This window comes from Pseudomonas sp. RIT-PI-o (assembly GCF_001297215.1).
Lineage (GTDB): Bacteria > Pseudomonadota > Gammaproteobacteria > Pseudomonadales > Pseudomonadaceae > Aquipseudomonas > Aquipseudomonas moraviensis_A.
The window spans coordinates 182,882-209,718 of sequence record NZ_LHPA01000024.1 but is presented as its reverse complement, the minus strand read 5'-3'; the positions used below and the strand labels follow the sequence as shown (position 1 = coordinate 209,718).

The window sequence follows — 26,837 nt, the reverse complement described above, 5'->3', positions numbered from 1 at the left end:
AACACCAAATAACAAATCCAAAAACGGGTGGAACACATGATTCCTTCACAGACTTCCCGCATGGCTCCGGCCATGAGCACTGCCACGGGTGGCATCGGCGACAAGATCCGCGGCGCCATGGCGGTCGGCAAGACCCGCTGGGGCATGCTGGCGCTGGTATTTTTTGCCACCACCCTCAACTACATCGACCGCGCCGCCCTAGGCGTCATGCAGCCGATCCTCGCCAAGGAAATGAGCTGGACGGCGATGGACTACGCCAACATCAACTTCTGGTTCCAGGTCGGCTACGCGATCGGGTTTGTCCTGCAAGGACGGTTGATCGACCGGGTCGGCGTCAAGCGCGTGTTCTTCTGCGCCGTGCTGCTCTGGAGCCTCGCCACCGGCGCCCATGGCCTGGCGACTTCGGCAGCCGGCTTCATGGTCTGCCGCTTCATCCTCGGCCTGACTGAAGCCGCCAATTACCCGGCCTGCGTGAAAACCACGCGCCTGTGGTTCCCGGCCGGTGAACGTGCAGTCGCTACCGGCATCTTCAACGCCGGCACCAACGTCGGCGCGATGTTCACGCCGATGCTGCTGCCGCTGATCCTGCATGCGTGGGGCTGGCAGGCGGCGTTCCTGTGCATGGCCGCACTCGGCGGGATCTGGCTGTTGTTCTGGGGCCTGAAATACTTCAACCCGGAAGATCATCCACGGGTAAAACAATCGGAACTCGATTACATCCAGCAGCAAGTCGAACCGGAACAGGCCCGCGTGCCATTCAGCAAGATCCTGCGCATGCGCGGCACCTGGGCCTTCGCCCTCGCCTACTCGCTGACTGCGCCGGTGTTCTGGTTCTATCTGTACTGGCTGCCGCCGTTTCTCAATCAGCAATACAACCTTGGCATCAACGTGACGCAGATGGGTATTCCGCTGATCATCATCTACGTCACGGCTGACTTCGGCAGTGTCGGCGGCGGGATCCTGTCCTCGTTCCTGATCGGTCGCGGAATGAACTCTATCAAGGCGCGGCTGCTGTCGATGTTGCTGTTTGCCTGCTGCATCATCGGCGTGGTCATGGCCGCTGGTTCCGCCAATCTGTGGGTCGCCGTCGCTGCAATCTCCCTGGCCATCGGCGCGCATCAGGCCTGGACCGCGAACATCTGGAGCCTGGTGATGGACTACACGCCCAAGCACATGATGAGCACGGTGTTCGGCTTCGGCGGCATGTGCGCGGCGATCGGCGGGATGTTCATGACCCAGATCGTCGGCCATATCCTCACCGTTACCAACAACAACTACACGGTGCTGTTCACGCTGATTCCGGCGATGTACTTCCTCGCACTGACGTGGATGTACTTCATGGCACCGCGCAAGATTCCGACCGTCGAATAACCCGCTAAATCGCCCCTGTAGGAGCTGCGGAACGCTGCGATCTTTTGATCTTGCTGTTTAAGATCAAAAGATCGCAGCCTCGTTTCACTCGTCAGCTCCTACAAGGGATCTTTGCTCCCCCTTAGCGCCGGCTCTGCTGCCACGCCGCCGCCAATCCGCTGCAGCAGATCACCGCAATACCAATCACCGTCAGCCCGCTCGGCGTGTGACTGAACAGCAGCCAGCCCAACAACCCGGCAAAGACGATCTGGCAATAGCCGAACGGCGCCAGCAAGGCTGGTGCTGCGTGACGGAAGGCCTGGGTCAGAAACAGGTGAGCAGTCATCCCGCAGCTGCCCAGCGCCAGCATCAGCGCGGCGTGTGGCAGGCTCGGCACCTGCCAGAAGAACGGCACCAGCGCGCTCATCACCAGGGTATTGCACAGCCCGGCGAAGAAGTTGCTGGTGGTCGGGCTGTCGACTTCGGCGAGCTTGCGCGTCAGCAGTTGGTAAAAGCAGAAAAACAGCGCCGAACAGAACGGCAGCAGGATCGCCGGAGTGAACAGTTCGCCCCCCGGGTGGACGATGATCAGCACGCCGATGAAACCGCAGATCACCGCGATCCATTGCCCGCGCGTCACCCGTTCCTTGAGCAGCGGCACCGACAAGGCGGTGACCAACACCGGTGCGAGAAAGTTGACCGCCGTGGCTTCCGCCAGCGGGATGTACAACAGCGCCGTGGTGAAAAACAGGCTGGTGCCGAGCAGACACAGGGCACGGGCGAGCTGCCATAACGGTTTTTTGGTGCGCAGCACACGCAAGCCGGATTGCGGCAGAAAAATCCCCGCCATCAACAGGGTGTGCACCACATAGCGCGCCCACACCACCATCACGATGGGATAGAACCCGGACAGGTATTTGGATAAGGCGTCGTGACTGGAAAACAGGAACGTCGCCACGACAATCAGCAGGATCCCCTTGAAGGGCTGGTTGACACCGGAGAGCGGGGTGCTGACGGTCATTGGCAATCTCTGAAAAAAATACCCAGGCGAGCGTTCGCGCTGGCGGCAATCGGTGTGGCAATCATAGTCGGCGCAGCTTTCAGCAACCGCACAGGTTGCCATCTTCTTCGCCGGGAAACCGCCGTTGAGCAAAACCGTGAGGCAAGATTCCCGCCACTTCGGCTCTCGGCAAGTCTGCAACATCACAGACTGCTGTCGAAACAGCCGGTTCATGACCTGGCCGGGATAAATTCTTCTCGGGATTGAATTCGCCGCCCCGCCGACCGTCAATAACAAGCCCGCACCACGTGGGCGCGTGTGAATGGACGGACGACCGGACTGGCGCCACACTCACACAGCGGCAACACTCATCACCTGACTCATCACCCGCAATAAAGAGGATTCCCACATGCTATGGAAAAAAGGCCGACGCAGTGACAACGTCGTCGACGCCCGGGGTGATGATGCCGGCGGTGGCGGTGGCATGCGCTTCGGTGGCGGCAAGGGCCTGAGCCTGACGGCCATCGTGCTGATCGTCGGTATCGGCTGGCTGACCGGCCAGGATCCGCTGCAGATTCTCGGCCAGTTGACCGGGCAGATGGACCAACCGGCACCCACCTCGCAAACCCGCCAGGCACCGCCGGCCAATGATGAACAGGCCGAATTCGTCCGCTCGATCCTCGGCGACACCGAAGACACCTGGGGTCCGATCTTCCAGCAGGCCGGACGCCAATACAAAGACCCGACACTGGTGCTGTTCAGCAATCGGGTGAATTCGGCGTGTGGCATGGCCACTTCTGCCACCGGCCCGTTCTATTGCCCGGCCGACCAGAAGGTCTATCTGGACATGGCCTTCTTCCAGGAAATGTCGCAGCGCTTCAAAGCCGCCGGCGATTTCGCTCAGGCTTACGTGATCGCGCACGAGGTCGGTCACCATGTGCAGACACTGCTAGGCGTGTCGGCGAAGATGCAGACGGCGCGTCAGCAAGGTCGGCAAATGGAAGGCGACGGCGGCCTGCTGGTCCGTCAGGAATTGCAGGCCGACTGCCTCGCGGGCGTCTGGGCGTATAACGCGCAGAAGCGCCTGAACTGGCTGGAACCCGGCGACATCGAAGAAGCCTTGAACGCCGCCAACGCCATCGGCGATGATCGCCTGCAGCAACAGGGTCAGGGCCGCGTGGGGCCGGACTCGTTTACCCACGGCACGTCGGCGCAAAGGGTGCGCTGGTTCAAAACCGGATTCGCGCAAGGCCAGGTAAGCCAGTGCGACACCTTCGCGGCGAAAACCCTGTAAATGCATAAATGGCTTGTGGCGTTACTGTTCATCGCCGGCACCGCGCAAGCGGCCGGCGTCGATGCGATCAGCCCCGGTCGCCTGCAGCTCAAGGCCGGGGAAATGGCAGTGGGCATCGGCCCGGCGCCGGAGAAAATCGAGCGCGTCCTGATCGTCATTCACGGTCGCTTGCGCAACGCCGAGACCTATCGCAAAAGCGCGCAAAGCGCCGCCGAACTCGCCGGGCAGACCGCGCACACGCTGGTGATCGCCCCGCAATTTCTCAATGAAAGCGACGTCACCCTGTATTCCTTGCCGCCAACGGTGCTGCGCTGGCAAGGCAACGAGTGGATGGGCGGCGGCTTGTCCACCGGGCCGAATCCGCTGAGTTCCTATGCCGCGCTGGATGAAATCGTCGCGCGGGTCAGCGACCGCAAACAGTTTCCGGACGTGAAGCAGATCGTGATCTTCGGCCACTCCGGCGGTGGTCAGGTGGTGCAGCGCTACGCCTTGCTGGCCAAGGATCAGCCAGCGCTAAAGGCCAACAGCATTCGCTTGCGCTTTGTAGTCGCCAATCCTTCTTCTTATGCGTACTTCAACGAGCAGCGGCCGGTGGCGTTCGATCACGCGCAATGCCCGGGCTTCAACCGCTGGAAATACGGACTGGCGGACATGCCGGTGTATGCCGGCGGGCAAACGCCATTGCAGGTCGAGAGCAGTTACGTCAAACGCGAGGTGATCTATCTGCTCGGCCAGCAGGATGTCGACCCGGAACATCCGGCGCTGGACAAGAGCTGCGCGGCCGAGGCGCAAGGGGCTTACCGCTTGATGCGCGGCAAGCTGTATTTCGGCTATCTGCTGCGCCGCCATCCCGAGGGGGTCAATCAGCGGCTGGTGGAAGTGCCGGGGGTTGGGCATGACGGGGATGGGATGTTGACTTCGGCGGAGGGGCAGAAGGCTTTGTTTGATCAGTAGGTTTTGTGCTGAATGTGCCGAAGCTATCGCGAGCAGGCTCACTCCTACAGGGGAACGCATTCCAAATTGTAGGAGTGAGCCTGCTCGCGATGAGGCCCTCACGATCACCAACCTTTCAGGCCTGAAGCATCCGCCGCAACTCAACACAATCCTGTGCATGCCAATCGGTCAATTCCGGCCACGGGTTATCCGGCAGATTCACCAACACCGTCCGCGCCCCCGCCGCGCGACCGCAATCCAGATCGAAACGGTAATCGCCGACCATCACCATGTCACTCGCCGGCACCTGCCAGGCCTCGGCCAGTTTCAGCAAACCGCCGGGATGCGGCTTTGGCGGTGCTTCGTCGCGCCCCAACACATCCTCGACCGCGAAACAGTCAGCCAGACCGATCGCCTCCAGCGTCACGTGCGCCAGCTCCCGCGCATTGCGCGTGAGAATGCCGAGGCGATAACCCCGCGCATGCAGGTCACGCACCAGCTCAACCGCGCCGGTGGCCGGGGTCGAGCCCAGTGCCAGATCGCGTTCATGCTCGAGCAACCAGGCATGTTTGGCCGCTGCTTCATCCGCTGGCAAGGCGGCGAGATGGCTGAGGATGTCGTCCTCCGGCGGAATCGCCAGCGCCACGCGAATCGCCGCGAAATCATGCACGGCCACCGTCAGCGTGCCGTCCATGTCGAACACCCAATGGCGAACCTCGGTCAGGCTCATGCCCAGTCCTTGCGATGGCGGATCAGGCCTTCCTGAGTCACCGAAGCGACCAGTTGCCCGGCACGGTTGAACACGCTGCCACGGGAAAAACCGCGGGAATTGCCGGCCCATGGGCTGTCCATCGCGTAGAGCAACCAGTCATCGGCACGCAGGTCATTGTGGAACCACAGCGCGTGATCGAGGCTGGCGACCTGCATGTCTTTCTGCCAGACCGATTTGCCGTGGGGCAGCATCGAAGTGGTCAGCAGGCCGAAGTCCGAGGCGTAGGCCAGCAGGTATTTGTGCAGCGCCGGGATGTCGGCCAGAGCGCCGTCAGCGCGGAACCACACGTACTTCACCGGATCGGCCGGTTGCGGGTTGTACGGATCTTTTTCGGTGACCGGGCGTACTTCGATCGGTTTCGGGCACAGCAGTTTTTCGCGCATGTGCTCGGGGATCAGGTGCGCACGCTGCTGGGTCAGTTCCAGTTCCGACGGCAGGTTTTCCGGGCCGACCACCACGGGCATCTGGCCCTGATGCTCGAAGCCTTGCTCGTCGTACTGAAACGAAGCGCTGCACGTGAAGATCGGGTGGCCCTTCTGGATCGCCGTGACCCGGCGGGTGCTGAAGCTGCCGCCATCACGGACGCGATCAACCGAATACACCACCGGCAACTTGGCATCGCCCGGGCGCAGGAAATAACCGTGCAGCGAATGCACGTGGCGCGCCTCTTCCACCGTCTGACTGGCCGCCGACAGCGACTGTCCGAGCACCTGACCGCCGAACAACTGGCGGAACCCCAGATCCTGGCTGCGGCCACGGAACAGGTTTTCTTCGATCGGCTCCAGGGTCAGCAGATCGACCAGATCTTCCAGCACTTGGCTCATTCAGACTCTCCTCACACAACGCAATGGCCGCGCAGTCTTGGCTGCGACGGACGATTCAGGTTCTGGCACGGGCCAATACAATGGCGGCCATTGTAAACGTCCGGGTCGGCTTATTCATGCAAGGTTTGCAGCCATTGTTCGCGGCTGATGCGATACAGGACATGTCGGCGCAACGGGTGATCGGGCGCAAGCCTGGGGTGATCGAAATCGTCCTGCGGGTCGTGATGCATGCCGATCGCCTGCATGACCTTTTCCGACTGGGCATTCTGCTCGGCGGTGAACGAGACGATTTCCTCCAGTTTCAAGCGGTCGAAGCCGGCGCGCAGCGCGGTCCACGCCGCTTCACTGGCGTAGCCCAGGCCCCAATGCTCCTTGGCCAGACGCCAGCCGATCTCCACCGCCGGGGTGAACGGCGCATCGAAGCCGACCACGCCGAGCCCGGTGAAACCGATGAACTCGCCCGTGTCCTTGCGCTCCAGCGCCCACAGGCCAAAACCATGCTCGGCGAAATGCCCGCGCACGCGGCCGATCAGCGCGGCACTTTCCAGCCGGGTCAATGGCGCCGGAAAGTAGCGCATTACCTGTGGATCGGCGCACATCGCGGCGAATGCCGGCAAATCCTCGTCCTGCCACTGACGCATCAACAAGCGCGCGCTTTGCAGCTCCAGTATCGGCTCCATCGTCCCCTCCATTTCCATGCCGTTGAGTCTACATCGCTGGTAGGATCGCTCACTTGTTCCCAGGTTCTGCGCGAAACAAGCCATGCCCTTGCCGTTGATCTATCACGAAGACTACAGCCCCGAGTTCCCGGCGGATCACCGCTTCCCCATGGACAAGTTTCGTCTGTTGCGCGATCACCTGGTCGATAGCGGCCTGACCCGCGACGCCGACCTGCTGCGCCCGCAGATCTGCCCCAACGACATCCTCGCCCTCGCCCATGACCGCAGCTATATCGAACGCTACATGAGCGGCGAGTTGTCCCGCGAAGACCAACGGCGCCTCGGCCTGCCGTGGAACGAAGCGCTGGCGCGGCGCACCGTGCGTGCGGTGGGCGGTTCGATCCTCGCGGCAGAGAAAGCCCTTGAGCATGGCCTGGCCTGTCATCTGGCCGGCGGCACCCATCACGCCCATTACGATTACCCGGCTGGGTTCTGCATCTTCAATGACCTGGCAATCATCAGTCAGTACCTGTTGCAGAGCGGCCGGGTCAATCGCGTGCTGATCTTCGACTGCGATGTGCATCAGGGCGACGGCACCGCGCGGATTCTGCACGACACGCCGGAGGCGGTTACCGTTTCCCTGCACTGCGAGAAGAATTTTCCCGCACGCAAGGCCGACAGCGACTGGGACATTCCGCTGCCCAAGGGCATGGGCGATGCCGATTATCTGCAGGTGGTCGATGACACACTCAACTACCTGCTGCCGCTGTATCAACCGGATCTGGTGCTCTACGACGCCGGCGTCGATGTGCACAAGGACGATGCCCTCGGTTATCTGCAACTGACCGACGAGGGCGTTGCCGCGCGCGATGAACGGGTGATGCGGCATTGCCTGGGCCGGGACATTCCGGTGGTCGGTGTGATCGGCGGTGGCTACAGCAAGGACCGCCACGCCCTCGCCCGCCGCCACGGCATCCTCCATCACAGCGCGCAACGGGTCTGGGATTCACACGGCTGTCACTGAAACATGCAGCATTACCCACCATCGCTTTGGAACTGCCTGTGGATAACCCGTAGCAGCTGCCGAAGGCTGCGATCTTTTGATCTTGCTGCAAAATCCACAGCAAAGATCGCAGCCTGCGGCAGCTCCTACAGAGGGCTCGGCTGTTAGAATGCGCGCCTTGTCCCGCCATACCGCAGCGCACGCCCATGCCCCAGAATTCCGCCCCCGCCAACCCCCCCGTCGCCATCATCGGCGGCGGCCCCCCCCGCCTCATTGCTGCCGCAGTGCTGAGCCAGGCTGGAGTCCGCGTCGATCTTTATGACCGCCTGCCCCCGGGGGGGCGCAAATTCCTGCTGGCCGGGGTCGGCGGCATGAACATCCCCCACTCCGAAGCCTACCCGGCGTTCCTCGCGCGCTACGCCGAGCGCGCGCCGCAAATCGCCCCGCTGCTGCGCGCATTCGATGCCGATGAGCTGTGCCGGTGGATTCACGAATTGGGTATCGAAACCTTCATCGGCAGCTCCGGCCGCGTATTCCCCACCGACATGAAAGCCGCGCCGCTGTTGCGCGCCTGGCTCAAACGCCTGCGCGACAGCGGCGTGGTTATCCACACCCGCCATCGCTGGCTCGGCTGGGACGCCGACGGCGCGCTGCGCATCGCCAGCCCGGAAGGTGAATTCAGCGTAAACCCCGCCGCCACCCTGCTCGCCCTCGGCGGCGGCAGCTGGTCGCGCCTGGGGTCGGCTGGCGCGTGGATGGTGCCGCTGGAGCAACGTGGCGTGGATCTGGCGCCGCTGCAGCCAAGCAACTGCGGCTTCGAGGTCCAGGCCTGGAGCGATCTGATGGTGAGCAAATTCGCCGGCGCGCCGCTGAAAAACATCGCCATCGGCTTGAACGACGATATCCCGCGTCTAGGCGAATGCGTGATCACCGCGACCGGGATTGAAGGCAGCCTGATCTATGCGCTGTCGGCGCCGATTCGCGAGGCAATCAATCGCTACGGCGCGGCGGTTATTCACATCGACCTGCTGCCCGGCCGCCCTGTGGATAAATTGCAGGCGGCGCTGAGCAAACCCCGCGGCTCGCGCTCAATGGCCAAGCATCTGCACAGTCAGGTCGGGGTTGATGGGGTAAAAGCCGCGTTGTTGCGCGAGCTGACCGATGCCGAGACATTCGCCGATCCGGCGCTCTTGGCGCGAGCGATCAAGGCATTGCCACTGACCCTGGTGAAAACCCGGCCGCTGGACGAGGCGATCAGCAGCGCCGGTGGCGTCAGGTTCGAAGCGATGGATGAGCGTTTGATGCTCAAGGCGGCGCCGGGCGTGTTTTGTGCGGGCGAGATGCTCGACTGGGAAGCGCCAACGGGTGGCTATTTGTTGACCGGGTGTTTTGCCAGCGGACGGGCGGCGGGTTTTGGGATGTTGGAGTGGTTACGGCGGGGGAACTGAGTCGCCCCTGCCCCTCACCCCAGCCCTCTCCCCGAGGAGAGGGAGCCGATCGAGTTGTCTGGCGTCATGCATCGACCTGAAAAATCGTGTCGATTATGGATTCGGTCAGCCGAGCTGAGATCTGGCGAAAGCCTTGTCGATTATGGATTCACAATAAACGTATCAGGTCGGCGTACTTCTTGAGCATCCCCCAATCAGTCCCCTCTCCCTCCGGGAGAGGGTTAGGGTGAGGGGCTTTTGATTGTTGATCTCAAGGCTTGCGCTTGCGCGGCCCGGTATTGAACACCGGCACTTTGCGCACTGGCTTGATCGATGGCTCCGGTGCCGAGGTCTCACCGCTGTCGACCCACTTGCCCAGATTGCGCTTGCCGCCACCGCCCACTTTCGGCTTCTTCGGTTTTTTCGGCTTCTTGATCACCTGACCACTGGCATCGGTATCAGGCACGCGGTGCTCGGGTTCGAAATCCGGTTCGTTCTGGCGCTTCAGAGTCTGGCGCGTGAGCATTTCGATCGCCGAGAGCATGTTCACTTCATCGGCACACACCAGCGAGATCGCCTCACCGGTGGCACCCGCGCGGCCAGTGCGGCCGATGCGGTGAATGTAGTCCTCGGCGACGATCGGCAGATCGAAGTTGACCACCAGCGGCAGATCTTCGATGTCCAGGCCCCGGGCGGCCACGTCGGTCGCCACCAGAATCTGCACTTCACTGAGTTTGAAACGGTCCAGTGCGCGCTGGCGGGTAGCCTGCGGTTTGTCGCCATGGATGCCGTCAGCGTTCACGCCCAAACCTTGAAGTTTCTCCACCAGCGCATCGACGCCGTTACGGGTCTTGGCGAACACCAGCACCTGCTTCCACTTGTTCTTGCGCATCAGGTGCACGAACAGCTCGGCCTTGCGCTTCTTGTCCACTGTCACGACCCATTGCTTGACCGTGTTGGCGGCGACATTGCGCGGACTGACTTCGACGCTCAGCGGATCGTTGAGCATCTGTCCGGCGAGCAGGCGGATGTCATCAGAGAAGGTTGCGGAAAACAGCAGGGTCTGGCGCTTTTTCGGCAGCATGCGGTAGATATTCGCCAGTTCTTCGGAGAAGCCCAGATCGAGCATGCGATCGGCTTCATCCAGCACCAGCGTTTGCAGCTGATCCAGTTTCAGCGCGTTCTGACGGAACAGGTCGATCAAGCGACCGGGCGTCGCCACCAGCACATCGACGCCGCCGCGCAGCTTCATCATCTGTGGGTTGATGCTGACACCGCCGTACACCGCATAAGTGCGCAGCGGCAGGTTTTCCGCGTACTGGCGCACGGCTTCGTGGACCTGTTCGGCCAGCTCGCGGGTTGGCACCAGAATCAGCGCACGCGCCGAGTTGGCGTTGACTTTCGGCCCTTGCATGGCCAGCAACTGCAGCAGCGGCAAGGCGAAACCGGCAGTTTTGCCGGTGCCGGTCTGGGCCGCTGCCATCAGGTCGCGACCGGCCAGCACCGCCGGAATGGCTTGCGCCTGCACCGGCGTCGGGGTCTGGTAGCCGAGCGTCTCAAGGGAGCGCAGCAAGGGTTCGATCAGGCCAAGGGAGGCGAAAGTCATGGGAGTACCGTAGGAAAAAATCACGCGGGGATGCAATGCCGCGCAGTTTACCCTAATTCGTACGCGCTTCCGTCGGAACGGCTTTCGCCTCTTCCACCGGCCGGCGCCACTGCGGCAGGCTGATCAGCAGCACCGCGCTGATGATCACCAGCATCGCCAACGCCTCTTCGATGCCGATGGTCTCGCCGACAAACACCACGCCGAGCAACACCGCCACTGCCGGGTTGACGTAGGCATAACTGGTCGCTGCCGCTGGGCGCACGTGTTTGAGCAGATACATGTAGGAATTGAAGGCGATGATCGAGCCGAAGAAAATCAGATAGGCCAGCGCCAGCCAACCCTCGAGCGGCGGCATCGATTGCAGGTGCTCGCCGCTCAGCGCGCTGCCGATCAGCAAGACCACGCCGCCAATCAGCATTTCCACAGCACTGGCCATCGCCCCTGCGGGCAGCGGCAGATGCTTGCTCCACACCGAACCGAACGCCCAGCTCGCTGCCGCGAAGATCAGCAAAACAGCGCCGAGCGGACTCGATTGCAGGTTGGAACCCATGTTGAGCATGGCGATGCCAATGATCCCCAGCGCCACACCGGCCCATTCCAGCCGCGTATTACGCGCGCCCCAGAAATAGCCGAACAGCAAGGTGAACAGTGGCACCGTCGCCACCGCCAGCGCGGCAACGCCCGAGGCCACACCGGTGTGCTCGGCGACGCTGACCGCGCCGTTACCGAAACTGAGCAGCAGAATGCCGACCAGCCCCGCCGCTTTCCACTGCGCCCAGCTCGGCGCTGGAGCCCCGCGCCAGCGCAGCCAGGCGTACATCAAGCTGCCAGCAATGACGAAACGCACCCCGGCCAGCAACAGCGGCGGCCAGTATTCGACACCGATGCGGATCACCAGATAAGTCGACCCCCAAATCACGTACAACGCAAAAAACGCAGCGATCAACGGCAGTGAAAAACGGCGCAAGGCAGGCATGGGCAGCTCGACAGTCAGATTTCTGTGGACTGGTTATTCTAGAAAGGCCGCCGCGCGAAAATAAGCTACAAAACCTGTTTATCGCGCCGGTACACTTTTGAATGAAGGCAACTGAGACCAATAAGGTCCTTGTGGGAGCGAGCCTGCTCGCGATGGCGGTGTGTCTGTCAATATCTCCATCGACTGATGCTCCATCATCGCGAGCAGGCTCACTCCTACAAGGGTTCTGTGTTGGGCCAGGGATCAGCGATAGCGCTGCAAATGCTCGCCCACTTTCGCCGCAGGGACTTTCTGCAACTTGCACAGCAGGTCGTGATTCAACTCGCGCACCCCATGCTTGCCCCGCAACTCATCCGCCAGATGCGCCATCAGGTTCGCCGCCATCTCCGCATCGGCCATGGCCCGGTGAGCCTGGCCGGTGTGCGGCAGGCGCGCGAACGTGGTGAGCGTGCCGAGCTTGTGATTCGGCGCCGCCGGCATCAGGCGCCGCGCCAACAGCAGTGAACAGGCGAAATTCTGCAGGCGTGTGCGCTTGATCCGGCCCAGTTCGAAATCCCAGAACTTCTGGTCGAACGATGCGTTGTGCGCCAGCAGCGGCGTGCAACCGACGAATTCGTTGACCTCTTCCATCACCCGTTCGGCGGGCGGCGCGGTGCGCAGCATGGCGTTGCTGATGCCGGTCAGTTGCTCGATGAACGCGGGGACGCGCACGCCGGCGTTCATCAGGCTCTGGTAACGCTCGACAATGCGGCCGTTTTCCAGCATGACCACGGCAATTTCCGTAGCGCGGCAGCTGCTGTTCGGCGACAGGCCGGTGGTTTCAAAGTCGATGACTGCAATGCGTTCCAAACCGGGGTGTACTCCGTTCAAATCAATGGTTCAGCTCAGTTCTTCAACAGCAGCGCGCCTTCGATCGGCACGTAGCGGCTGGCGGCGCGGATCAGCGAGTTGGCGGTCAGGCCAGGGACGCCGTAGGCCACCGCTTGCACGCCGTGTTTGTTGATGATGCGTTCGAGCAGCATGTCGAAATCGCCGTCACCGGAGGCCAGCACCACTTCGTCGACATGGTCGGCGGCGTCCATGATGTCCAGGGTAATGCCCACGTCCCAGTCACCCTTGGCCGAGCCGTCGCTGCGCTGGATGTAGGGCTTGAGCTTCACGGTGAAGCCGAGGTTGCGCAGGATCTGCTGGAACTGCTGCTGCTTGCTGTCGCCTCGGTCGATCGCGTAGGCGTAGGCCTCGACGATTTGCCCGTTCTTGCTGATGTCCGCCCACAGTGCGGCGTAGTTGAAGTGACAACCATAGGCCTGACGCACGGTGTAGTAGAGGTTCTGCACATCGGCGAACACTGCGATTTTTTTCACCGGAGTTCCTGTGAGCGCGCAAGCGCACGAAGCGGGGTCAGGCGTTCAGGCCCGAAAAAGGCGCCCAGTATGCCAGTAAATAGCAGTGTGGCGAGGGAGCTTGCTCCCGCGGGACTGCGCAGCAGGCCCCTCTTTTCAAAGGAAAGGGCCGCTAGGCGCCCCGGCGGGGGCACGCCCCCTCGCCACCCCGGTCGATGCTAACCGTTGGTCAGACGAAGGAGTCGTCGTCATCGAAGAACGATGAATTGTCATCGCTGTAATCGGCGTCGCTGAAACCGTTCTGGTCATTGCCGGAAAAGCCATTGTCCGCCACGCGCTGATCATCGCCCCAGCCACTGTTGCTCTGGTCGGCGACCTGCGCCGGTTCTTCCTTGATGATCTCGACGATTTCTTCCGGTTGCTGGTTGTGGTGGAACAGGCTGCTGATGCCCTGCGCCAGCATTACACCGCCGGCCACGCCCGCGGCGGTTTTCAGAGCGCCACCGAGGAAGCTGTTGGCTGCGGGAGCCGCTTGCTGGGCATAGTTGCTCGGCGCGGCACCGAAGCTCTGTTGCGGTGCCGGCGCCTGGTAGCTCTGCTGCGGCGCCGGTTCGCGCCAGCCGCCGTTGGGCGACGGTGCTGCGCTCTGGCTCGGCGCCGGACGCGAACTGCCGCCGCCAAAGATACTCGACAGAAACCCACCGCCGCCGCTCGCTGCCGGAGCGCCGCTCTGCGCTTTGGCCGATTGCAACTCGGCCTGCAGACGCTGGACCTGCTGGGTCAGCTGTTTGTTCTGCTCGTCGAGGCTTTTCAGCGCGGCCTCTTGCACCAGAATCGCCTGGGTCATGAAATAGCCTGCCGCCGGTTGGCGTGTCAGGTGTTCCTTGATCCGCGCCTCGGCCTGGGCGTCGCGCGGGGCTGCCTCCGTTTCGGCCTGCTGCAGCCGGGAAAACAGTCCATCGATCAGGGTTTGCTCTTCGCTGTTCATGGCGACCTCGTAGATTGCCGGTAATAACGTGCCCACGCCCACTCCGGGTGTGGTGCTCTCCTGTAATGGAGACAGTGACAAAACGTTTCAATGGCCTTTACCGAATGTTTACGTTTGTGTCGGCCCGCGTTGCATCGGTTAAAGTGAGCCACTGTTTTCGACCTGCGATACCGACTGATGAATGCCCTCGAAGTACTGCGCGACTCTTTGTATTTTTTCAAACGCCATCTGGGCAGCATCGTGCAGTTGTGCCTGCCGCTGGTGATTGTCGAAGCCTTCCTGCAGCAGGCGGTCGATCACGCCACCGGGCCGGACACCTTTGCCGGGGTCAGCATCATCGTCGGCCTCCTGGTATATCCGCTGTACACCGCCGCGCTGATTCTGTTTCTCGATGCACGCAGCCGTGGCGAGTCGCCGCGCAACCGCGACCTGCTGGCGATGGCTGCAACCCTGTGGCCGCGCTTCGCCGTGCTGACCGCGCTCAATACCCTGCTGATTCTGCTCGGCCTGTCGCTGTACTTCCTGCCGGGCCTGATGCTGATGGTCATGCTCGCGTTCGCCGAATACCTGCTTGTGCTGCGTGGCCTCGGGCCGTTGCAGGCGATGAAGGAAAGTCTGCGTCTGACCCGCGGGCATTTCTGGCGCATCCTGCTGTGCATTCTCTGTGTGATGACGCCGCTGTGGCTGCTCAAGGGCGCGACGCTGGCGGTCTACCCCGAGCCGCAGAATCCGCTGATCGCCGGGCTGATCGACAGCGCCCACAGCTTCCTGCAACTGTTCACCAGCGTCGTGCTGTTCCGCCTGTTCATGCTGATCAGCGAATTGCCTGACAAACGTAACGGAGCAGTCTGACCGCGCCGTGCTTGGGCTTCGCCGCTGCCGTCAGGTATGCTCGGAGCCACTTTCTGTAACGCTATAAGCCGAGCCATGACCCGTCTGCTGCGCTACACCCTGTTGCTCGTCATCTTCGCCGTCGTCCTGTTCGGCGTGCTGCTGTTCAGCCTGACCTGGCGCCCGGACGCCCGCGAAACCCTGCCGGTCAATTGCAGCACCACGGCGCCGACGCTAGTGCCCGGGCAAGCGTTGAAAGTCATGACCTGGAACGTGCAGTTCCTCGCCGGCAAGCGCTACGTGTTCTGGAATGATCTGGCGCAGGGCGACGACGACGCGCCGACGCTGGAAGACATGGCCTTCAGTCTCGACGAAGTGGCGCGGGTGATTCGCGACGAACAACCCGATGTGGTGCTGTTGCAGGAACTCGACGACGGTGCCAAGGCCAGCGATTACCAGAATCAGCTCAAGCTGTTGCAGGAACGCGTCGCCGACCTGTATCCGTGCAGTGCCAGCGCCTTCGACTGGAAAGCCGATTTCGTCCCCGAGCCCCATATCTACGGCAGCGTCGGCCGCCAGTTGGCGACGTTGAGTCGCTATCGCATCGAACACGCCGAGCGCCTGCAACTGCCGGTCGCCCCGAGCAACTTCATCAGCCGTCAGTTCCAGCCCAAAGACGCCTTGCTGGCAGTCAAACTGCCGCTCAGCGATGGCGGACAACTGACCGTGTTCAACACCCATTTGCAGCGCGCCAGCCAGCCGGACGGCAACTTGCAGGCGCAGGTGGCCGCCGTAGCCAAAGTGCTCGACAAATACGAAAGCCAAGGCCTGCCCTGGCTGATCGGTGGTGATTTCAATCTGTTGCCGCTGGGCCAGTACCGGCGCCTGCCCGTCGAGCGCCGCACGCCCTACTCCGCCGACAGCGAACTGCACTTGCTGTGGGACAAGTACCCGATGATCCCGACCAACAACGAAGCCGGCGGCATCGACCGGGCCAGATGGCTCACCCATTACCCCAACGACCCCGGCCTCAACGGCCCGGATCGCACGGTCGATTATCTGTTCTACAGCCCCAGACTCAAGCGCGTGGAAGCGCAAGTACGGCAGGACGATACCCTGCGCATCTCCGACCACTTACCCGTGATTGCGCGGTTCCTGCTGCCAGCGGCGCCCTAGCTCAATCGGTAATCCACGGCCCGACCGCGCCGAATTCAAGACATGGAAAAGCATGAAGATTTTATTGGTATGCAAGGACATCGGTGGCTACGCACGCAAACTCGCGGAGCACTTGAGTATCGCCGACCAGGTTTGCTTCATCGACACTGCTGCGCTGGCGAAACCCTTCGACCGCGCACCGAAGATCTTGCGGCGCCCGCTCAATCGCTGGGCGCAGTTGCGCCAGTTCAGCAAGGCCGTGGCGGCTGGGGGGCGCTTCGACGTTGCCCTGATCATCAACCCGGCGCAAATCGAGCCCAAGCAACTGACGACAGCGCTGAGCGCAAGCGAACGCAGGATTGCCTACCTCTACGACAGCTTCAGTCGCTGGCCCATGAGCCGTGAGGCGCTGGCCGTGTACGACGAGGTGTTTTCGTTCGACCCGGAGAATGCCGAGCAATACGGTCTGAAAAAACTGCACAATTTTATTTACGACGACTATGTCGCCGATGGCGATCCCGGCGAATATTCCGCTTTTGTGGTGATGGCGGGGAAAGATCGAGTGCCCGCGCTGGAAGGTCTGGCCAGAGCATTCGATCAATTGGGTGTGACCGATTACAAATTTCTGGTGCAGTGCAAACCGATTCCCGGCGCGCATCCGGGAATCACCTTTTTCGAGCAGCGGATGTCACTCGAATCAGTTGGCGAACTGGTGAAGCGTTCGCGCATCATTCTCGACATTTCCAAGCCCGGCCAGGCCGGTTTGAGCTTCCGCTTTTTCGAAGCCATGGCCGCGCGCAAGAAAGTCATTACCACCAACAGGCATGTGCTGGATTACGACTTCTACAACCCGGCGAACATACTGGTGATCGACGAAGCCGACCCGGTGATTCCGGAGTCGTTCGTCTCTGCCCCATACGCCGATATCCCCGCGCCGATCTATCGCAAATACACTTTGCAGGGCTGGACCGAGACTGTGTTCGCATCGAGATAGCCTGCGATCGGCTCAAAACCCCGGCGGAACGTAGCCCGGAACATAGCGGACGTTGGCGCACTTGCCGTGCAGTATTCGCCCGTCTTCGATCAGGAACTGGGCGATCTTCTTCTGCTGATTGATCTTCGCCTGCAACTTGCAGGTAGAACTATGACCGACCTGTTGGTAGTGCTCGGTGTACACCATGCCATTGCCGGTATGGTTCATTGAAGTACCGGCCGCTTCGGTGGTGGTCCAGCTCGCGGACTTGTACCAGGTCAGCACAGCCAAAGGTTCGCCGTTCGCGCCGATTTCCTTTTTCATCGAATCGGGAGTGCCGAACAGGTCCAGTGCTTCCTGAAGATCGCGGCCTTCCCAGCGGTTCTGCGCAATGGTGGAACAGCCGCTCAACAGCAACCCCGCCAACAGGGTTGCCAACCATAAACGTGTGTAAGTCATTTGACGCCCCGGCTTATTTCTTGAGTTCGAGCAGACTGTCGATGTTGTCCATCATCTGGCTCTTTTGCTGAATCGGCGCGAGCTTGAAGAACATCTGCTGCAGCATTTCGATCATCTGCAGGTATTCCATCTTGCCCACGGCGGCCATGTCGTTTTTCGCGCGACTGCCCGGCGCGCAGGCAAACTTCAGCGCCTGCTGGACCCAGAACTCTTTCGGGGTCTGCCATTGGTTGGCAACTTTCAGATGACGCATGGTGTAAGCGAGACGCTCGATGGACTGGCCATTGATAAACCGAACCTTGCCGGTAGAGCACTGGGCTTCGAGGTTGTAGACGTCGATCATCGGTTTGCCGGGCTCTTCATAAACCAGGGTCACCGCGACCATGGTCGCGCCTTTGGTTTTCTGCGAAGGCACCACCGACGTCGCGTCCGCTATGTACATGATGTTTTTTTGGGGCACGCCGTTGCCGTAGATAATCCACCAGTCGCCAATCGGATTGGGCTCCTCGGCCATGGCCGAACTGGAGGCGGCCAATAGCGCAGCCGACAAGAAGATCAACTTCTTGAACTTGAAGAAAGAGGTCATGGGCAGTTCCGTTCCTTGGGCACAAGTTGCAGGCAGCAACACTTGTTATTGTTCAGGCCGCGATTTTGGGAGCCTGAACTAACGAGGGCAATTAGCACGGATGGGCTAATGGCGCGCTGCCATTGCAGGTCAGGTGCCCCGTGGTTTTGCCCGTGCGGTGGCTTCGGCGACCAAGGGATCATCCGGCCAATAGTGCTTCGGATAACGTCCCTTCAGATCCTTCTTCACCTCGGCATAGGTGCTGCGCCAGAAGTTGGCCAGATCCTGAGTGACCTGCACCGGGCGCCGCGCTGGCGAGAGCAGATGCAGCTTGACCACTTGCCGGCCGCCGGCAATCCGTGGCGTATCAGCCAAGCCGAACAGCTCTTGCATACGTACCGCGAGAATCGGTGGCTGTTCGCTGTAATCCAGTCGAATCGATGAGCCCGACGGCACGCTCAAATGATGCGGTGCCAGTTCGTCGAGCTTGTGTGGCAGCGGCCACGGCAGCAGGTTGCGCACGATGCTCGACAGATCGAGGTTGGCGAAATGGCTGAGCCGCGAGACCTTGCCCAGATACGGCATCAACCAGTTTTCCAGCGAATCGAGCAGCGCCGCATCGCTGACATCCGGCCACTGGCTGTCGTCCTGAGTGCTCAGATCGAGCTGGCGCAACAGCGCCACCCGCGCCTGCCACTGGCGCAGTTCCGGCGTCCAGGGCAGCAACTCCAGCCCCTTGCGCCGGACCAGATTGACCAGGGCCTGACTGCGTGCGTTTTCATCAAGACCGATCAACGGTTCACGGCTGAGAATCAGCTCGCCGACCTTGCGCTGACGCTCGGCGCGCAGCACGCCTTCGCGCTCATCCCAATCCAGCTGATCGACACTGCGCACTTGTTCGGCGAGCACCGAATCGAACAGTGCCGGATCGAAATCCGCCGCCAGATAAATGCGTTCTTCGCGCTGGCCCTGACGGCTTCCGAGGTCGGCGATGACGATCCACTCATGCTTCATCAGGCTGTCGGCCTCGGCGAACAGCGCAGCGCGACCGTTGGCCAAACGGTATTCGGCACCACCGGCGCGCCGTTGCTGAGCGACGCGATCCGGGTAGGCCAGCGCCAGCAGTGCGCCGAGCCAGCGCGGATGCTCGGGCTCGTTTACCGGTTCGCTCGGCTTGCCACGCAGGTAGCCGCGATACTGCCGGGCCAGTTGCCGGGCGCGTTGCACCCCGCCCTGCGCACCTCGACCGGCGCGCTCTTCGCCGGAAAGCAGGACCAATCGGCTGTGCAAATCCGCACCTGCGCCGCGCAGGATATCGCGCTCGCCGAGCAGTGCCGCCACATCGCAGGCCATCGCCGCCAGGCCCAGCGCCTGACCGCGCAATAACAAGTGCGCGATGCGTGGATGGGCTGGCAGTTCAGCCATGGCCTGGCCGTGGGTCGTCAGCGTGTCGCGGTGCAAGGCGCCGAGCCGTTGCAGCAGATCCTGCGCCTGGGCATACGCGGCGGCAGGCGGCACGTCGAGCCAGACCAGTTCGCTCGGCGTGACGCCCCAGCGCCCCAGTTGCAAAGCGAGGCTGGCCAGATCCGCCGAGAGAATTTCCGCGCTGCCATAAGCCGCGAGTTGTTCATGCTGATCCTGCGACCACAGGCGATAACACACGCCCGGCTCCAAACGCCCGGCGCGGCCGGCACGCTGGGTGGCGCTGGCCTTGGAGATTCGTTGCGTGTCGAGACGGGTCATGCCGCTGCCCGGGTCGAAACGCGGCACGCGCGCCAGTCCGGCATCGATGACCACGCGCACGCCGTTGATGGTCAGGCTGGTCTCGGCAATGTTGGTCGCCAGCACCACTTTGCGCTGACCGGACGGCGCCGGATCGATCGCCGCGCGTTGCGCATTGAGGTCGAGTTCGCCGTGCAGCGGGCACAGCAAGACGTCTATGCGCTCGCCAATGGCGTCGGCCAATTGCTGATGCACGCGACGGATCTCTGCTTGCCCGGGCAGGAACACCAACAGGCTGCCGGCCTCGTCGTGCAGCGCCTCAAGCACGGTTTGCGTGACGCGCTGATCGATGTATTCACCCGGCTGAAACGGCCGGCCCCAGCGCATCGTCACCGGGAACATGCGCCCTTCGCTGCGCAGAATCGGCGCGTCATCAAGCAAGCCGGAAAGGCGCTCGCCTTCGAGAGTGGCCGACATCAGCAGAATCTTCAGCGGCTGTTCAGCGCGAAACAGCTCGCGACCGTTCAGACTGAGGGCCAGCGCCAGATCGGCGTCGAGACTGCGTTCATGAAATTCGTCGAAGATCAGCAGGCCCACGCCGTCCAGCGCCGGGTCGTCCTGCAAGCGCCGGGTGAGGATGCCTTCGGTGACTACCTCGATACGCGTCTTCGGGCCGACCTTGCTGTCGAGGCGGATGCGATAACCGACGGTTTCACCGACCTGTTCGCCGAGCTCGCTGGCCAAACGCTCCGCCGCCGCCCGCGCAGCCAGACGCCGAGGCTCAAGCATGACGATGGTCTGCCCGGCCAGCCAGGCTTCATTGAGCAAGGCCAAGGGCACGCGGGTGGTTTTACCGGCGCCGGGCGGTGCTTCGAGCACGGCTTCGTGGCGAGACGCGAGGGCTTCACGCAGGGCGGGTAAAACATCGTCGATCGGCAAAGAAATCATGCTGGCTCCCAAACAGAGCCGCGAGTATAACGACGAACTGTCTGACGTTCGTCAGGGTCTTAACTTCACAAGACGAAGCTTCGTTATTTGATGACTCAGGAGACATTTCCATGCGCTTACCCTCTCGCCTGATTGGCGGTGTTCTGGTTGCCACCCTGCTCACGCAACTGTCGGCGTGCGGTTCGATCTTCTACCCGGACCGCCGTGGCCAGATCGACGGCAAGATCGACCCGGCGATTGCCGTGCTCGATGCCGTCGGCCTGCTGTTCTACATCATTCCCGGGCTGATCGCGTTTGCCGTCGACTTCGCCACCGGGGCGATCTATTTCGAACCGGGCCACACCGCGCAGATCGATCCGGCCAAGCTCAAGCAAGCCATCGGCCCGGACGGGCAGGTCGACAATCACAAGTTGCAGGCGATTCTTGAGAGCGAACTGGGTAAAGACTTTCCTCTCGACGACCCGCGTCTGATTCAGCACAAGGGCAGCACTCAGCAACTGGCGATGTTCGGCCTGCAACCGGCCGCCTGAAAAAGGACGTTCAATGACCTCCAGCCCCGAACACGCCCGTCTTCTGCGGCTGGCGACCCGCGCTTCGGTGGCGGTCGCCTGCACGTTGATCGTCGCCAAGGCCATTGCCTGGTGGCTCAGCGGATCGGTGAGCATGCTTGCCGGCCTCACCGACTCGGCGCTGGATGGCGTCACCTCGATGCTCAATCTGCTGGCGGTGCATTACGCGCTGCGCCCGGCGGATGACGATCACCGTTATGGGCACGGCAAAGCCGAGTCGCTGGCGGGCATGGCGCAGGCGTTGTTCATCGGTGGCAGTGCGGTGTTGATCGCGTTCCAGGCTTACCAGCGCTTGCAGACGCCGGAGCCGCTTGGCGCGCCGTGGCTGAGCATCGGTGTGATCGTGTTTTCGCTGCTGCTGACGGCGGCGCTGCTGATGTTGCAGCATCGGGTGATCAAACAGACCGGCTCCAACGCCGTACGCGCCGACTCGCTGCATTACCGTTCGGACCTGCTGCTCAACGGCAGCATCCTGATCGCGCTGGTGCTGGCCGGAATGGGTTTCGCGCAACTGGATGCGTGGTTCGGCCTGGGGATCGCTGCGTATATTTTCTGGAGCGCGATCCAGATTGCCCGCGAGAGTTTTTCGGTGTTGATGGACGAAGAACTGCCGACCGATGTCAGCCAGCACATGCTCGAACTGGCCTGCAGCGTGCCGGGCGTGCTCGGCGCACATGACCTGCGCACGCGGATTTCCGGCAATCACTGGTTCGTACAATTGCATCTGGAACTGCCGGGCGAACTGACCCTGTCAGTCGCCCATGGCATCAGCGATCAAGCGGCAGCGGCGATTCACAGGGCTTATCCGAAGGCCGAAGTGCTGGTGCACGCCGACCCACAGGAGGTGGTGCTCGCCGCCCGCACTCAATAATTGACTTGGTAACCGCGACTGCTCAGGCAGTTGCCCTGCGCCTGGCGATAAGCCTGAACCACCTCGGGCGCGGGTTGATACGTCGCGGTGCGCGGGTCGAAACCGCTTTGCTGCACGGCGTACTGATAGCACTGATAACCGTCCTGCTGCACTTGCTGCGGCGACTGGCCGTTGGCCGGGTAGGCTTCGACGTCATAGCCTTGGGATTGCGGTTGCGGTTGCGGCTGTTGCTGCAGCGGCGGCTCGACCACCACGTAATCCTGCGTCGCCGCCTGATAGGCGTAATACGAGCCGGCGGCGAGGAACAGCAGCGAACCACCGATCCACACCTCACGGGCGTAATCCGGCAAATACTGGATGCGGATCCCGCGCGGTGGCTGCACGACGATGTAGCGCGGGCCTTGCGGGCGGTACCAGTAGCCGCCGGAATAGAAGTAATCCTGACCGCGATACGGCACGCGGTAATCGCGATCCGGGAAGCGGTCGATTACATGACCCGGTCGATACTGCGGGCCGGGGCCCCAGCCATTGCCATGACCGTTCGGACGACCCGGCCAGCGGTTGTCATCGGGACGTGGCCGCGTCTGCCATTGCTGATTGTGATAACCGTTCTGCGGGCGCTCGTCGCGGTAGTAACCCTGACGCGGCTCCTGCGTCTGGCGCACGGCGTCGGGTCGCGGCTGGATCGGCAAGTTGTTGCCCGGTTGCCGAGGCGGTTGCGGACGATCATCGGCACGGTTGCGGTTCTGCCATTGCCCGTCATTGTCGGGCGGCTGGCCGTTGTGTTCGAACTGACGGCTGTTGTCGCCACGGATGATCCCGTCGTTCTGCGGCCCGTTGCCCGGCCCGCGATTCTGCGGCTCATCCGCCAGCGCTTGCGCACCGACACCCACACACAGCAAACCAACACCGGCCAGACGCCAGATGCGCGAATTCATGCTTTTCCTCACTGCGGGAGCCTGTCGTTGGGAGGGCCTGTTGCTGAGACTCGAAACTGGCCTACCGGGTTCTGCAACAGGTTATCAGTCGCGGGACTTATTTATTGAGGCGCCAAGATGAAATCGCAGGCAAGAAAAAAGGGAGACCCGTCGGCCTCCCTTCTAGAGAACTTCGTCCTGGCTCGACGCTTTTGACGTCGGCTCACCTCACGCCGTCTTCTGGACAGTGTGCAGCTCGGGGGCCGGCACATCCCCGGTGGGGGTGGTGGCCGCGGCGGGCCTGATTGGGCGGACCGCGTGGACTGTGTTACCGAGCAGTGATTCTGGTGATAAGAATAGGCCTGAGGCCGCGACAGATGATTGCGAAAATTGCTCAATTAAACACTGCTTGCGCAATTTTTAACCCTGGATAGATAATCTGCCGCAATAGTTACAACCAAGGACAGATTGATGAGCAAACTCGACCGGTACGACCTGAGCATTTTGGCGGAATTGCAGCGTGACGCCCGTATCTCCAACCAGGAACTGGCCGAGCGCATCGGTCTGTCGCCCTCGCCCTGCTCGCGCCGGGTCAAGCAACTGGAGGACGACGGCTATATCTCCCGTCAGGTGGCGTTGCTCGATCGCAAGATGCTCGGCTTGAGCCTGACGGCGTATGTGCTGATCGGCATGGACCGGCATACGCCGGAACGCTTCGAGAATTTCGAAGCGGCGATTCGCACGTTGCCGCAGGTGTTGGAGTGCAGTCTGGTGACCGGGGTGGATGCCGATTACCAGTTGAAAGTGGTGGTGCCGGATATGGATCACTATCAGAAGTTGCTGCTGGGGCATCTGACCCGGATTGAAGGAGTCACCAGCGTGCGCTCGAGTTTTGTGCTGAACCAGGTTTTGAACAGCACTGAATTGCCGTTGACTCATTTGCGTAGCTGATCAAAAGCCCTCTCCCGGAGGGAGAGGGAGCCGACCGAGAGATGCTCTAGAAGTACGCCGACCTGAAAGTTCTGTTGTGAATCCATAATCGACTCGATATTTCAGGTCGATGTAAGACGCCAGACACCTCGGTCAGTCCCCTCTCCCTCCGGGAGAGGGTTAGGGTGAGGGTCAGTCGTCAGATCAGACCCAGATCAATGCCACCCCACACACCTTGACGTATACTCGCCGCGCCCTTTTAGCCGCGCCCATGCCGGAGAAACCCAATGGATCCAGCCGTATTTGAAGAGTGGATGATGACCGGTCTGGTCAGCATCCTGATCATTTTCATGGGTTTCATCGTCTGGGATCTGGCGAAGAAGTCCAAGGCCGGGCGCTTTGGCTCGTTGATTCTGTTTTTCGTGCTGGGGCTGGGCGTGGCCGCGTTCATCATCAAAAGCGTAGTGATCGGCCTGATCGAATCCGGCGCTTTATAAGCGCGCCGGCACTTGCTGCCACTGGCCCTGATCCAGCCCTTCAATCGTCCAGTCACCAATCCTGACCCGCACCAGGCGCAACGTCGGCAACCCGACCGCCGCGGTCATGCGCCGCACCTGACGGTTGCGTCCTTCGCGAATCACCAGTTCCAGCCAGCTCGTCGGCACGCTTTTACGAAAGCGCACCGGCGGATTGCGCGGCCACAACTCAGGCTCGTCCAGCTGCCGCGCTTCGGCCGGCAAAGTCATGCCGTCATTCAGCTCAACGCCATCACGCAGGCGCTGCAACTGCTCGGCCGTCGGTTCGCCCTCCACCTGCACCCAATAGGTCTTCGCCAGTTTGTGTTTCGGATCGGCGATGCGCGCCTGCAACTGACCGTCGTTGGTCAGCAGCAATAAACCTTCGCTGTCGCGATCCAGACGTCCGGCCGGATAAATCCCCGGCACATCGATGTAATCCTTGAGCGTCGCCCGCCCTTCACCGTCGCTGAACTGCGTCAGCACGTCGAAAGGTTTGTTGAACAGGATCAGTTTCGGCTCGGCCGGCGGCGCTTTTGCGACACGGCGTGGCGAGGACGATTGCGGTTTCACACCGGGACGGCGCGAAGGTGGACGTGGAGGACGGGACATGGCGAACAGGACATCTAACGATCAGGGCTGTTAATGCTAGTGCCCTGACCGCCAAATGACCACGAATAACCGTTAGCGGAACGGCGGTTCGTCGAAGCTGCGCAGTTTGCGCGAGTGCAGCGAGTTGAGTTCAGTGCGCAGCAGATCCACCGCTTCGATACCGATCTTCAAATGCTGGCTGACCGCACGCTCATAGAAGGCGTTGGCCGAGCCCGGCAATTTGATTTCGCTGTGCAGCGGTTTGTCCGAGACGCAGAGCAGCGTGCCGTACGGCACTCGCAGGCGATAACCTTGCGCTGCGATCGTGCCGCTTTCCATGTCCACTGCGACCGCGCGGGACAGGTTGATCAACGGCCGCTCCTGCGCCCAGCGCAGTTCCCAGTTACGGTCGTCATAGGTCAGAACCGTGCCGGTGCGCAGGCGTTTCTTCAGGTCGTCGCCCTTCTCGCCGGTAACATTCGCCGCTGCCTGCTGCAGGGCAAGCTGCACTTCGGCCAGGGCCGGGATCGGAATGTTCGGCGGCACCACGCGGTCGAGAATGCCGTCGCGACGCATATAAGCGTGGGCCAGCACGTAGTCGCCGATGGTCTGCGACTGACGCAGGCCGCCGCAGTGGCCGATCATCAGCCAGCAATGCGGACGCAGCACGGCGAGGTGGTCGGTGATGTTCTTGGCGTTGGACGGGCCGACGCCGATGTTCACCAGCGTGACGCCGTGGCCGTCGTTGGCGATCAGGTGATAGGCCGGCATCTGGTAACGGTGCCAGACCACACCGGCGGCGATGGCTGACGCTTCGCCGTGATCCATGCTCTTCTCGATGATCACGTTGCCCGGCAGGACCATGCGCACGAATCGCGGGTCATTGCGCAGTTGCTCCAGGCCATGAACGATGAACTGGTCGACGTAGCGGTGATAGTTGGTCAGCAGAATCCACGGCTGCACATGGCGCCAGTCACTGCCGGTGTAATGCACCAGACGGCGCAGGGAGAAGTCGACCCGCGCGGCATCGAACAGCGCCAGCGGCAGCGGATCGGTGTTTTCCCAGTCGTAGAGGCCGTCAGCAATGCCATCAGTGGCAGCGGACAGATCGGTACTCGGGAACACCCGCGCCAGCACGGCGGCGGTGACGCCGGAACCGGCCAGTTCATCGCCCTGCTCGACCACATACGGATACGGAATGTTCTGCTGGCTGACGCCGACTTCGACGGTCACGGTGAAGTCGTGCATCAACGGTGTCAGTTGTTCGAGCAGGTATTTGCGAAACGCCGCCGGGTGGGTGACGGTGACGCTGTAAGTGCCCGGCAACTGCACTTTGGCGTAAGCGCGGGTGGTCTGCGGCACTTCGCCCTGGCAGTGATAGGTCAGACGCAGTTCGGGATAGCGAAACAGGGCACGCTGTTCGGCGTCGGGTTCGACGCGGTCCTTGAGGTAACGCTTGAGGGCAGAATTCAGCGCAGTGGTGGCCCGCTCATGCAGCTCGGCCAGACGATCCACGGCTTGTTCGGCGGTTTGAACGACAATAAACGCTTCGGTCACGATCAGCTTCCTGTGTTCTGACTTGCAGAGCTTCATCTTGCCTGCATCGTGGTCGCACG

The 26,837-nt window shown here is 61.9% G+C and carries 27 protein-coding genes; 12 read left to right on the top strand and 15 right to left on the bottom strand.

Annotated elements, in window-relative coordinates:
- Window positions 1–36 precede the first annotated feature (36 nt).
- Window positions 37–1,371: an MFS transporter gene (locus tag AEQ63_RS16090; RefSeq protein WP_064364084.1), complete on the top strand. Its 1,335-nt coding sequence runs from the start codon at window positions 37–39 to the stop codon at window positions 1,369–1,371.
- A 121-nt stretch (window positions 1,372–1,492) separates the two neighbouring features.
- On the opposite strand, the gene AEQ63_RS16085 is transcribed toward AEQ63_RS16090, so the two are convergent.
- A complete protein-coding gene (locus AEQ63_RS16085; protein ID WP_064364083.1) occupies window positions 1,493–2,371 on the bottom strand; it encodes a DMT family transporter in 879 nt (292 codons plus the stop codon).
- A 388-nt stretch (window positions 2,372–2,759) separates the two neighbouring features.
- Here AEQ63_RS16085 and ypfJ point away from each other — a divergent pair, with 388 nt between their 5' ends.
- Both ypfJ and AEQ63_RS16075 read left to right on the top strand, forming a co-directional pair.
- Entirely contained in the window at window positions 2,760–3,644 is an 885-nt protein-coding gene (gene ypfJ / locus AEQ63_RS16080; RefSeq protein ID WP_064364082.1) for a KPN_02809 family neutral zinc metallopeptidase, read from the top strand.
- Window positions 3,645–4,598, top strand: a complete 954-nt coding sequence (locus AEQ63_RS16075; protein ID WP_064364081.1) for an alpha/beta fold hydrolase — start codon at window positions 3,645–3,647, stop codon at window positions 4,596–4,598. It begins immediately after the preceding gene.
- 115 nt (window positions 4,599–4,713) lie between these two features.
- On the opposite strand, the gene AEQ63_RS16070 is transcribed toward AEQ63_RS16075, so the two are convergent.
- From AEQ63_RS16070 to AEQ63_RS16060, 3 genes are all read right to left on the bottom strand, one after another.
- Window positions 4,714–5,307 (bottom strand): HAD family hydrolase, encoded by a 594-nt coding sequence (locus AEQ63_RS16070; RefSeq protein WP_064364080.1) that lies wholly within the window; start codon window positions 5,305–5,307, stop codon window positions 4,714–4,716.
- On the bottom strand, window positions 5,304–6,173 hold the full coding sequence (gene tesB, locus AEQ63_RS16065) for an acyl-CoA thioesterase II (RefSeq protein WP_042610543.1): 870 nt from the start codon (window positions 6,171–6,173) through the stop codon (window positions 5,304–5,306). Before tesB ends, AEQ63_RS16070 begins: the two co-directional genes overlap by 4 nt.
- 110 nt (window positions 6,174–6,283) lie before the next feature.
- Window positions 6,284–6,853: a GNAT family N-acetyltransferase gene (locus tag AEQ63_RS16060; protein WP_042610544.1), complete on the bottom strand. Its 570-nt coding sequence runs from the start codon at window positions 6,851–6,853 to the stop codon at window positions 6,284–6,286.
- Window positions 6,854–6,935: 82 nt separating this feature from the next.
- Between AEQ63_RS16060 and AEQ63_RS16055 the strand changes: the two genes are divergently transcribed.
- Window positions 6,936–7,856, top strand: a complete 921-nt coding sequence (locus AEQ63_RS16055; RefSeq protein ID WP_042610545.1) for a histone deacetylase family protein — start codon at window positions 6,936–6,938, stop codon at window positions 7,854–7,856.
- A 185-nt stretch (window positions 7,857–8,041) separates the two neighbouring features.
- Entirely contained in the window at window positions 8,042–9,283 is a 1,242-nt protein-coding gene (locus AEQ63_RS16050; RefSeq protein ID WP_064364079.1) for a TIGR03862 family flavoprotein, read from the top strand.
- Window positions 9,284–9,533: 250 nt separating this feature from the next.
- Here the strand turns inward: AEQ63_RS16050 and AEQ63_RS16045 are convergent, their stop codons facing one another.
- The 5 genes from AEQ63_RS16045 to AEQ63_RS16025 form a co-directional block, all read right to left on the bottom strand.
- A complete protein-coding gene (locus tag AEQ63_RS16045) occupies window positions 9,534–10,868 on the bottom strand; it encodes a DEAD/DEAH box helicase (RefSeq protein WP_064364078.1) in 1,335 nt (444 codons plus the stop codon).
- A 52-nt stretch (window positions 10,869–10,920) separates the two neighbouring features.
- Window positions 10,921–11,844, bottom strand: a complete 924-nt coding sequence (gene yedA / locus AEQ63_RS16040; protein WP_064364077.1) for a drug/metabolite exporter YedA — start codon at window positions 11,842–11,844, stop codon at window positions 10,921–10,923.
- A gap of 243 nt (window positions 11,845–12,087) precedes the next feature.
- The gene (locus tag AEQ63_RS16035; RefSeq protein WP_042610549.1) at window positions 12,088–12,693 is read right to left on the bottom strand and encodes a 3'-5' exonuclease; all 606 of its coding nucleotides are present in this window, start codon (window positions 12,691–12,693) and stop codon (window positions 12,088–12,090) included.
- 35 nt (window positions 12,694–12,728) lie between these two features.
- Window positions 12,729–13,208 (bottom strand): LabA-like NYN domain-containing protein, encoded by a 480-nt coding sequence (locus tag AEQ63_RS16030; protein WP_016773064.1) that lies wholly within the window; start codon window positions 13,206–13,208, stop codon window positions 12,729–12,731.
- Window positions 13,209–13,416: 208 nt separating this feature from the next.
- Window positions 13,417–14,175, bottom strand: a complete 759-nt coding sequence (locus AEQ63_RS16025; RefSeq protein ID WP_064364076.1) for a DUF2076 domain-containing protein — start codon at window positions 14,173–14,175, stop codon at window positions 13,417–13,419.
- A gap of 177 nt (window positions 14,176–14,352) precedes the next feature.
- On the opposite strand from AEQ63_RS16025, the gene AEQ63_RS16020 reads away from it, so the two are divergent.
- From AEQ63_RS16020 to AEQ63_RS16010, 3 genes are all read left to right on the top strand, one after another.
- Window positions 14,353–15,027 (top strand): YciC family protein, encoded by a 675-nt coding sequence (locus AEQ63_RS16020; RefSeq protein WP_016773061.1) that lies wholly within the window; start codon window positions 14,353–14,355, stop codon window positions 15,025–15,027.
- A 75-nt stretch (window positions 15,028–15,102) separates the two neighbouring features.
- Entirely contained in the window at window positions 15,103–16,182 is a 1,080-nt protein-coding gene (locus tag AEQ63_RS16015) for an endonuclease/exonuclease/phosphatase family protein (protein WP_064364075.1), read from the top strand.
- A 52-nt stretch (window positions 16,183–16,234) separates the two neighbouring features.
- The gene (locus AEQ63_RS16010; protein WP_064364074.1) at window positions 16,235–17,155 is read left to right on the top strand and encodes a hypothetical protein; all 921 of its coding nucleotides are present in this window, start codon (window positions 16,235–16,237) and stop codon (window positions 17,153–17,155) included.
- 12 nt (window positions 17,156–17,167) lie between these two features.
- Here AEQ63_RS16010 and AEQ63_RS16005 read toward each other — a convergent pair whose 3' ends face one another.
- The 3 genes from AEQ63_RS16005 to hrpB all read right to left on the bottom strand — a co-directional run bounded on the left by AEQ63_RS16005 (window position 17,168) and on the right by hrpB (window position 20,828).
- Window positions 17,168–17,593 (bottom strand): hypothetical protein, encoded by a 426-nt coding sequence (locus AEQ63_RS16005; RefSeq protein WP_064364073.1) that lies wholly within the window; start codon window positions 17,591–17,593, stop codon window positions 17,168–17,170.
- Between the two features lie 13 nt (window positions 17,594–17,606).
- Window positions 17,607–18,179, bottom strand: coding sequence for a hypothetical protein (locus AEQ63_RS16000; protein ID WP_064364072.1), 573 nt, complete (start codon window positions 18,177–18,179; stop codon window positions 17,607–17,609).
- A gap of 129 nt (window positions 18,180–18,308) precedes the next feature.
- Window positions 18,309–20,828 (bottom strand): ATP-dependent helicase HrpB, encoded by a 2,520-nt coding sequence (gene hrpB, locus AEQ63_RS15995; protein WP_064364071.1) that lies wholly within the window; start codon window positions 20,826–20,828, stop codon window positions 18,309–18,311.
- Window positions 20,829–20,938: 110 nt separating this feature from the next.
- Here hrpB and AEQ63_RS15990 point away from each other — a divergent pair, with 110 nt between their 5' ends.
- Both AEQ63_RS15990 and AEQ63_RS15985 read left to right on the top strand, forming a co-directional pair.
- Window positions 20,939–21,358, top strand: a complete 420-nt coding sequence (locus tag AEQ63_RS15990; protein WP_042610556.1) for a hypothetical protein — start codon at window positions 20,939–20,941, stop codon at window positions 21,356–21,358.
- Window positions 21,359–21,371: 13 nt separating this feature from the next.
- Complete coding sequence (locus AEQ63_RS15985; protein WP_064364070.1) at window positions 21,372–22,268, top strand: cation diffusion facilitator family transporter; 897 nt, start codon at window positions 21,372–21,374, stop codon at window positions 22,266–22,268.
- On the opposite strand, the gene AEQ63_RS15980 is transcribed toward AEQ63_RS15985, so the two are convergent.
- Window positions 22,262–23,206, bottom strand: coding sequence for a DUF6515 family protein (locus AEQ63_RS15980; protein ID WP_064364069.1), 945 nt, complete (start codon window positions 23,204–23,206; stop codon window positions 22,262–22,264). The two genes, AEQ63_RS15985 and AEQ63_RS15980, sit on opposite strands and share 7 nt — an antisense overlap.
- Before the next feature lie 450 nt (window positions 23,207–23,656).
- Between AEQ63_RS15980 and AEQ63_RS15975 the strand changes: the two genes are divergently transcribed.
- Window positions 23,657–24,136 (top strand): Lrp/AsnC family transcriptional regulator, encoded by a 480-nt coding sequence (locus AEQ63_RS15975; protein ID WP_007909658.1) that lies wholly within the window; start codon window positions 23,657–23,659, stop codon window positions 24,134–24,136.
- 266 nt (window positions 24,137–24,402) lie between these two features.
- On the top strand, window positions 24,403–24,612 hold the full coding sequence (locus AEQ63_RS15970; protein ID WP_042610560.1) for a DUF2788 domain-containing protein: 210 nt from the start codon (window positions 24,403–24,405) through the stop codon (window positions 24,610–24,612).
- Here the strand turns inward: AEQ63_RS15970 and AEQ63_RS15965 are convergent.
- Both AEQ63_RS15965 and amn read right to left on the bottom strand, forming a co-directional pair.
- On the bottom strand, window positions 24,607–25,242 hold the full coding sequence (locus tag AEQ63_RS15965) for a pseudouridine synthase (protein ID WP_064364068.1): 636 nt from the start codon (window positions 25,240–25,242) through the stop codon (window positions 24,607–24,609). The genes AEQ63_RS15970 and AEQ63_RS15965 overlap by 6 nt on opposite strands.
- A 72-nt stretch (window positions 25,243–25,314) precedes the next feature.
- Complete coding sequence (gene amn, locus AEQ63_RS15960) at window positions 25,315–26,814, bottom strand: AMP nucleosidase (protein ID WP_161806087.1); 1,500 nt, start codon at window positions 26,812–26,814, stop codon at window positions 25,315–25,317.
- Between the last annotated feature and the right edge of the window lie 23 nt (window positions 26,815–26,837).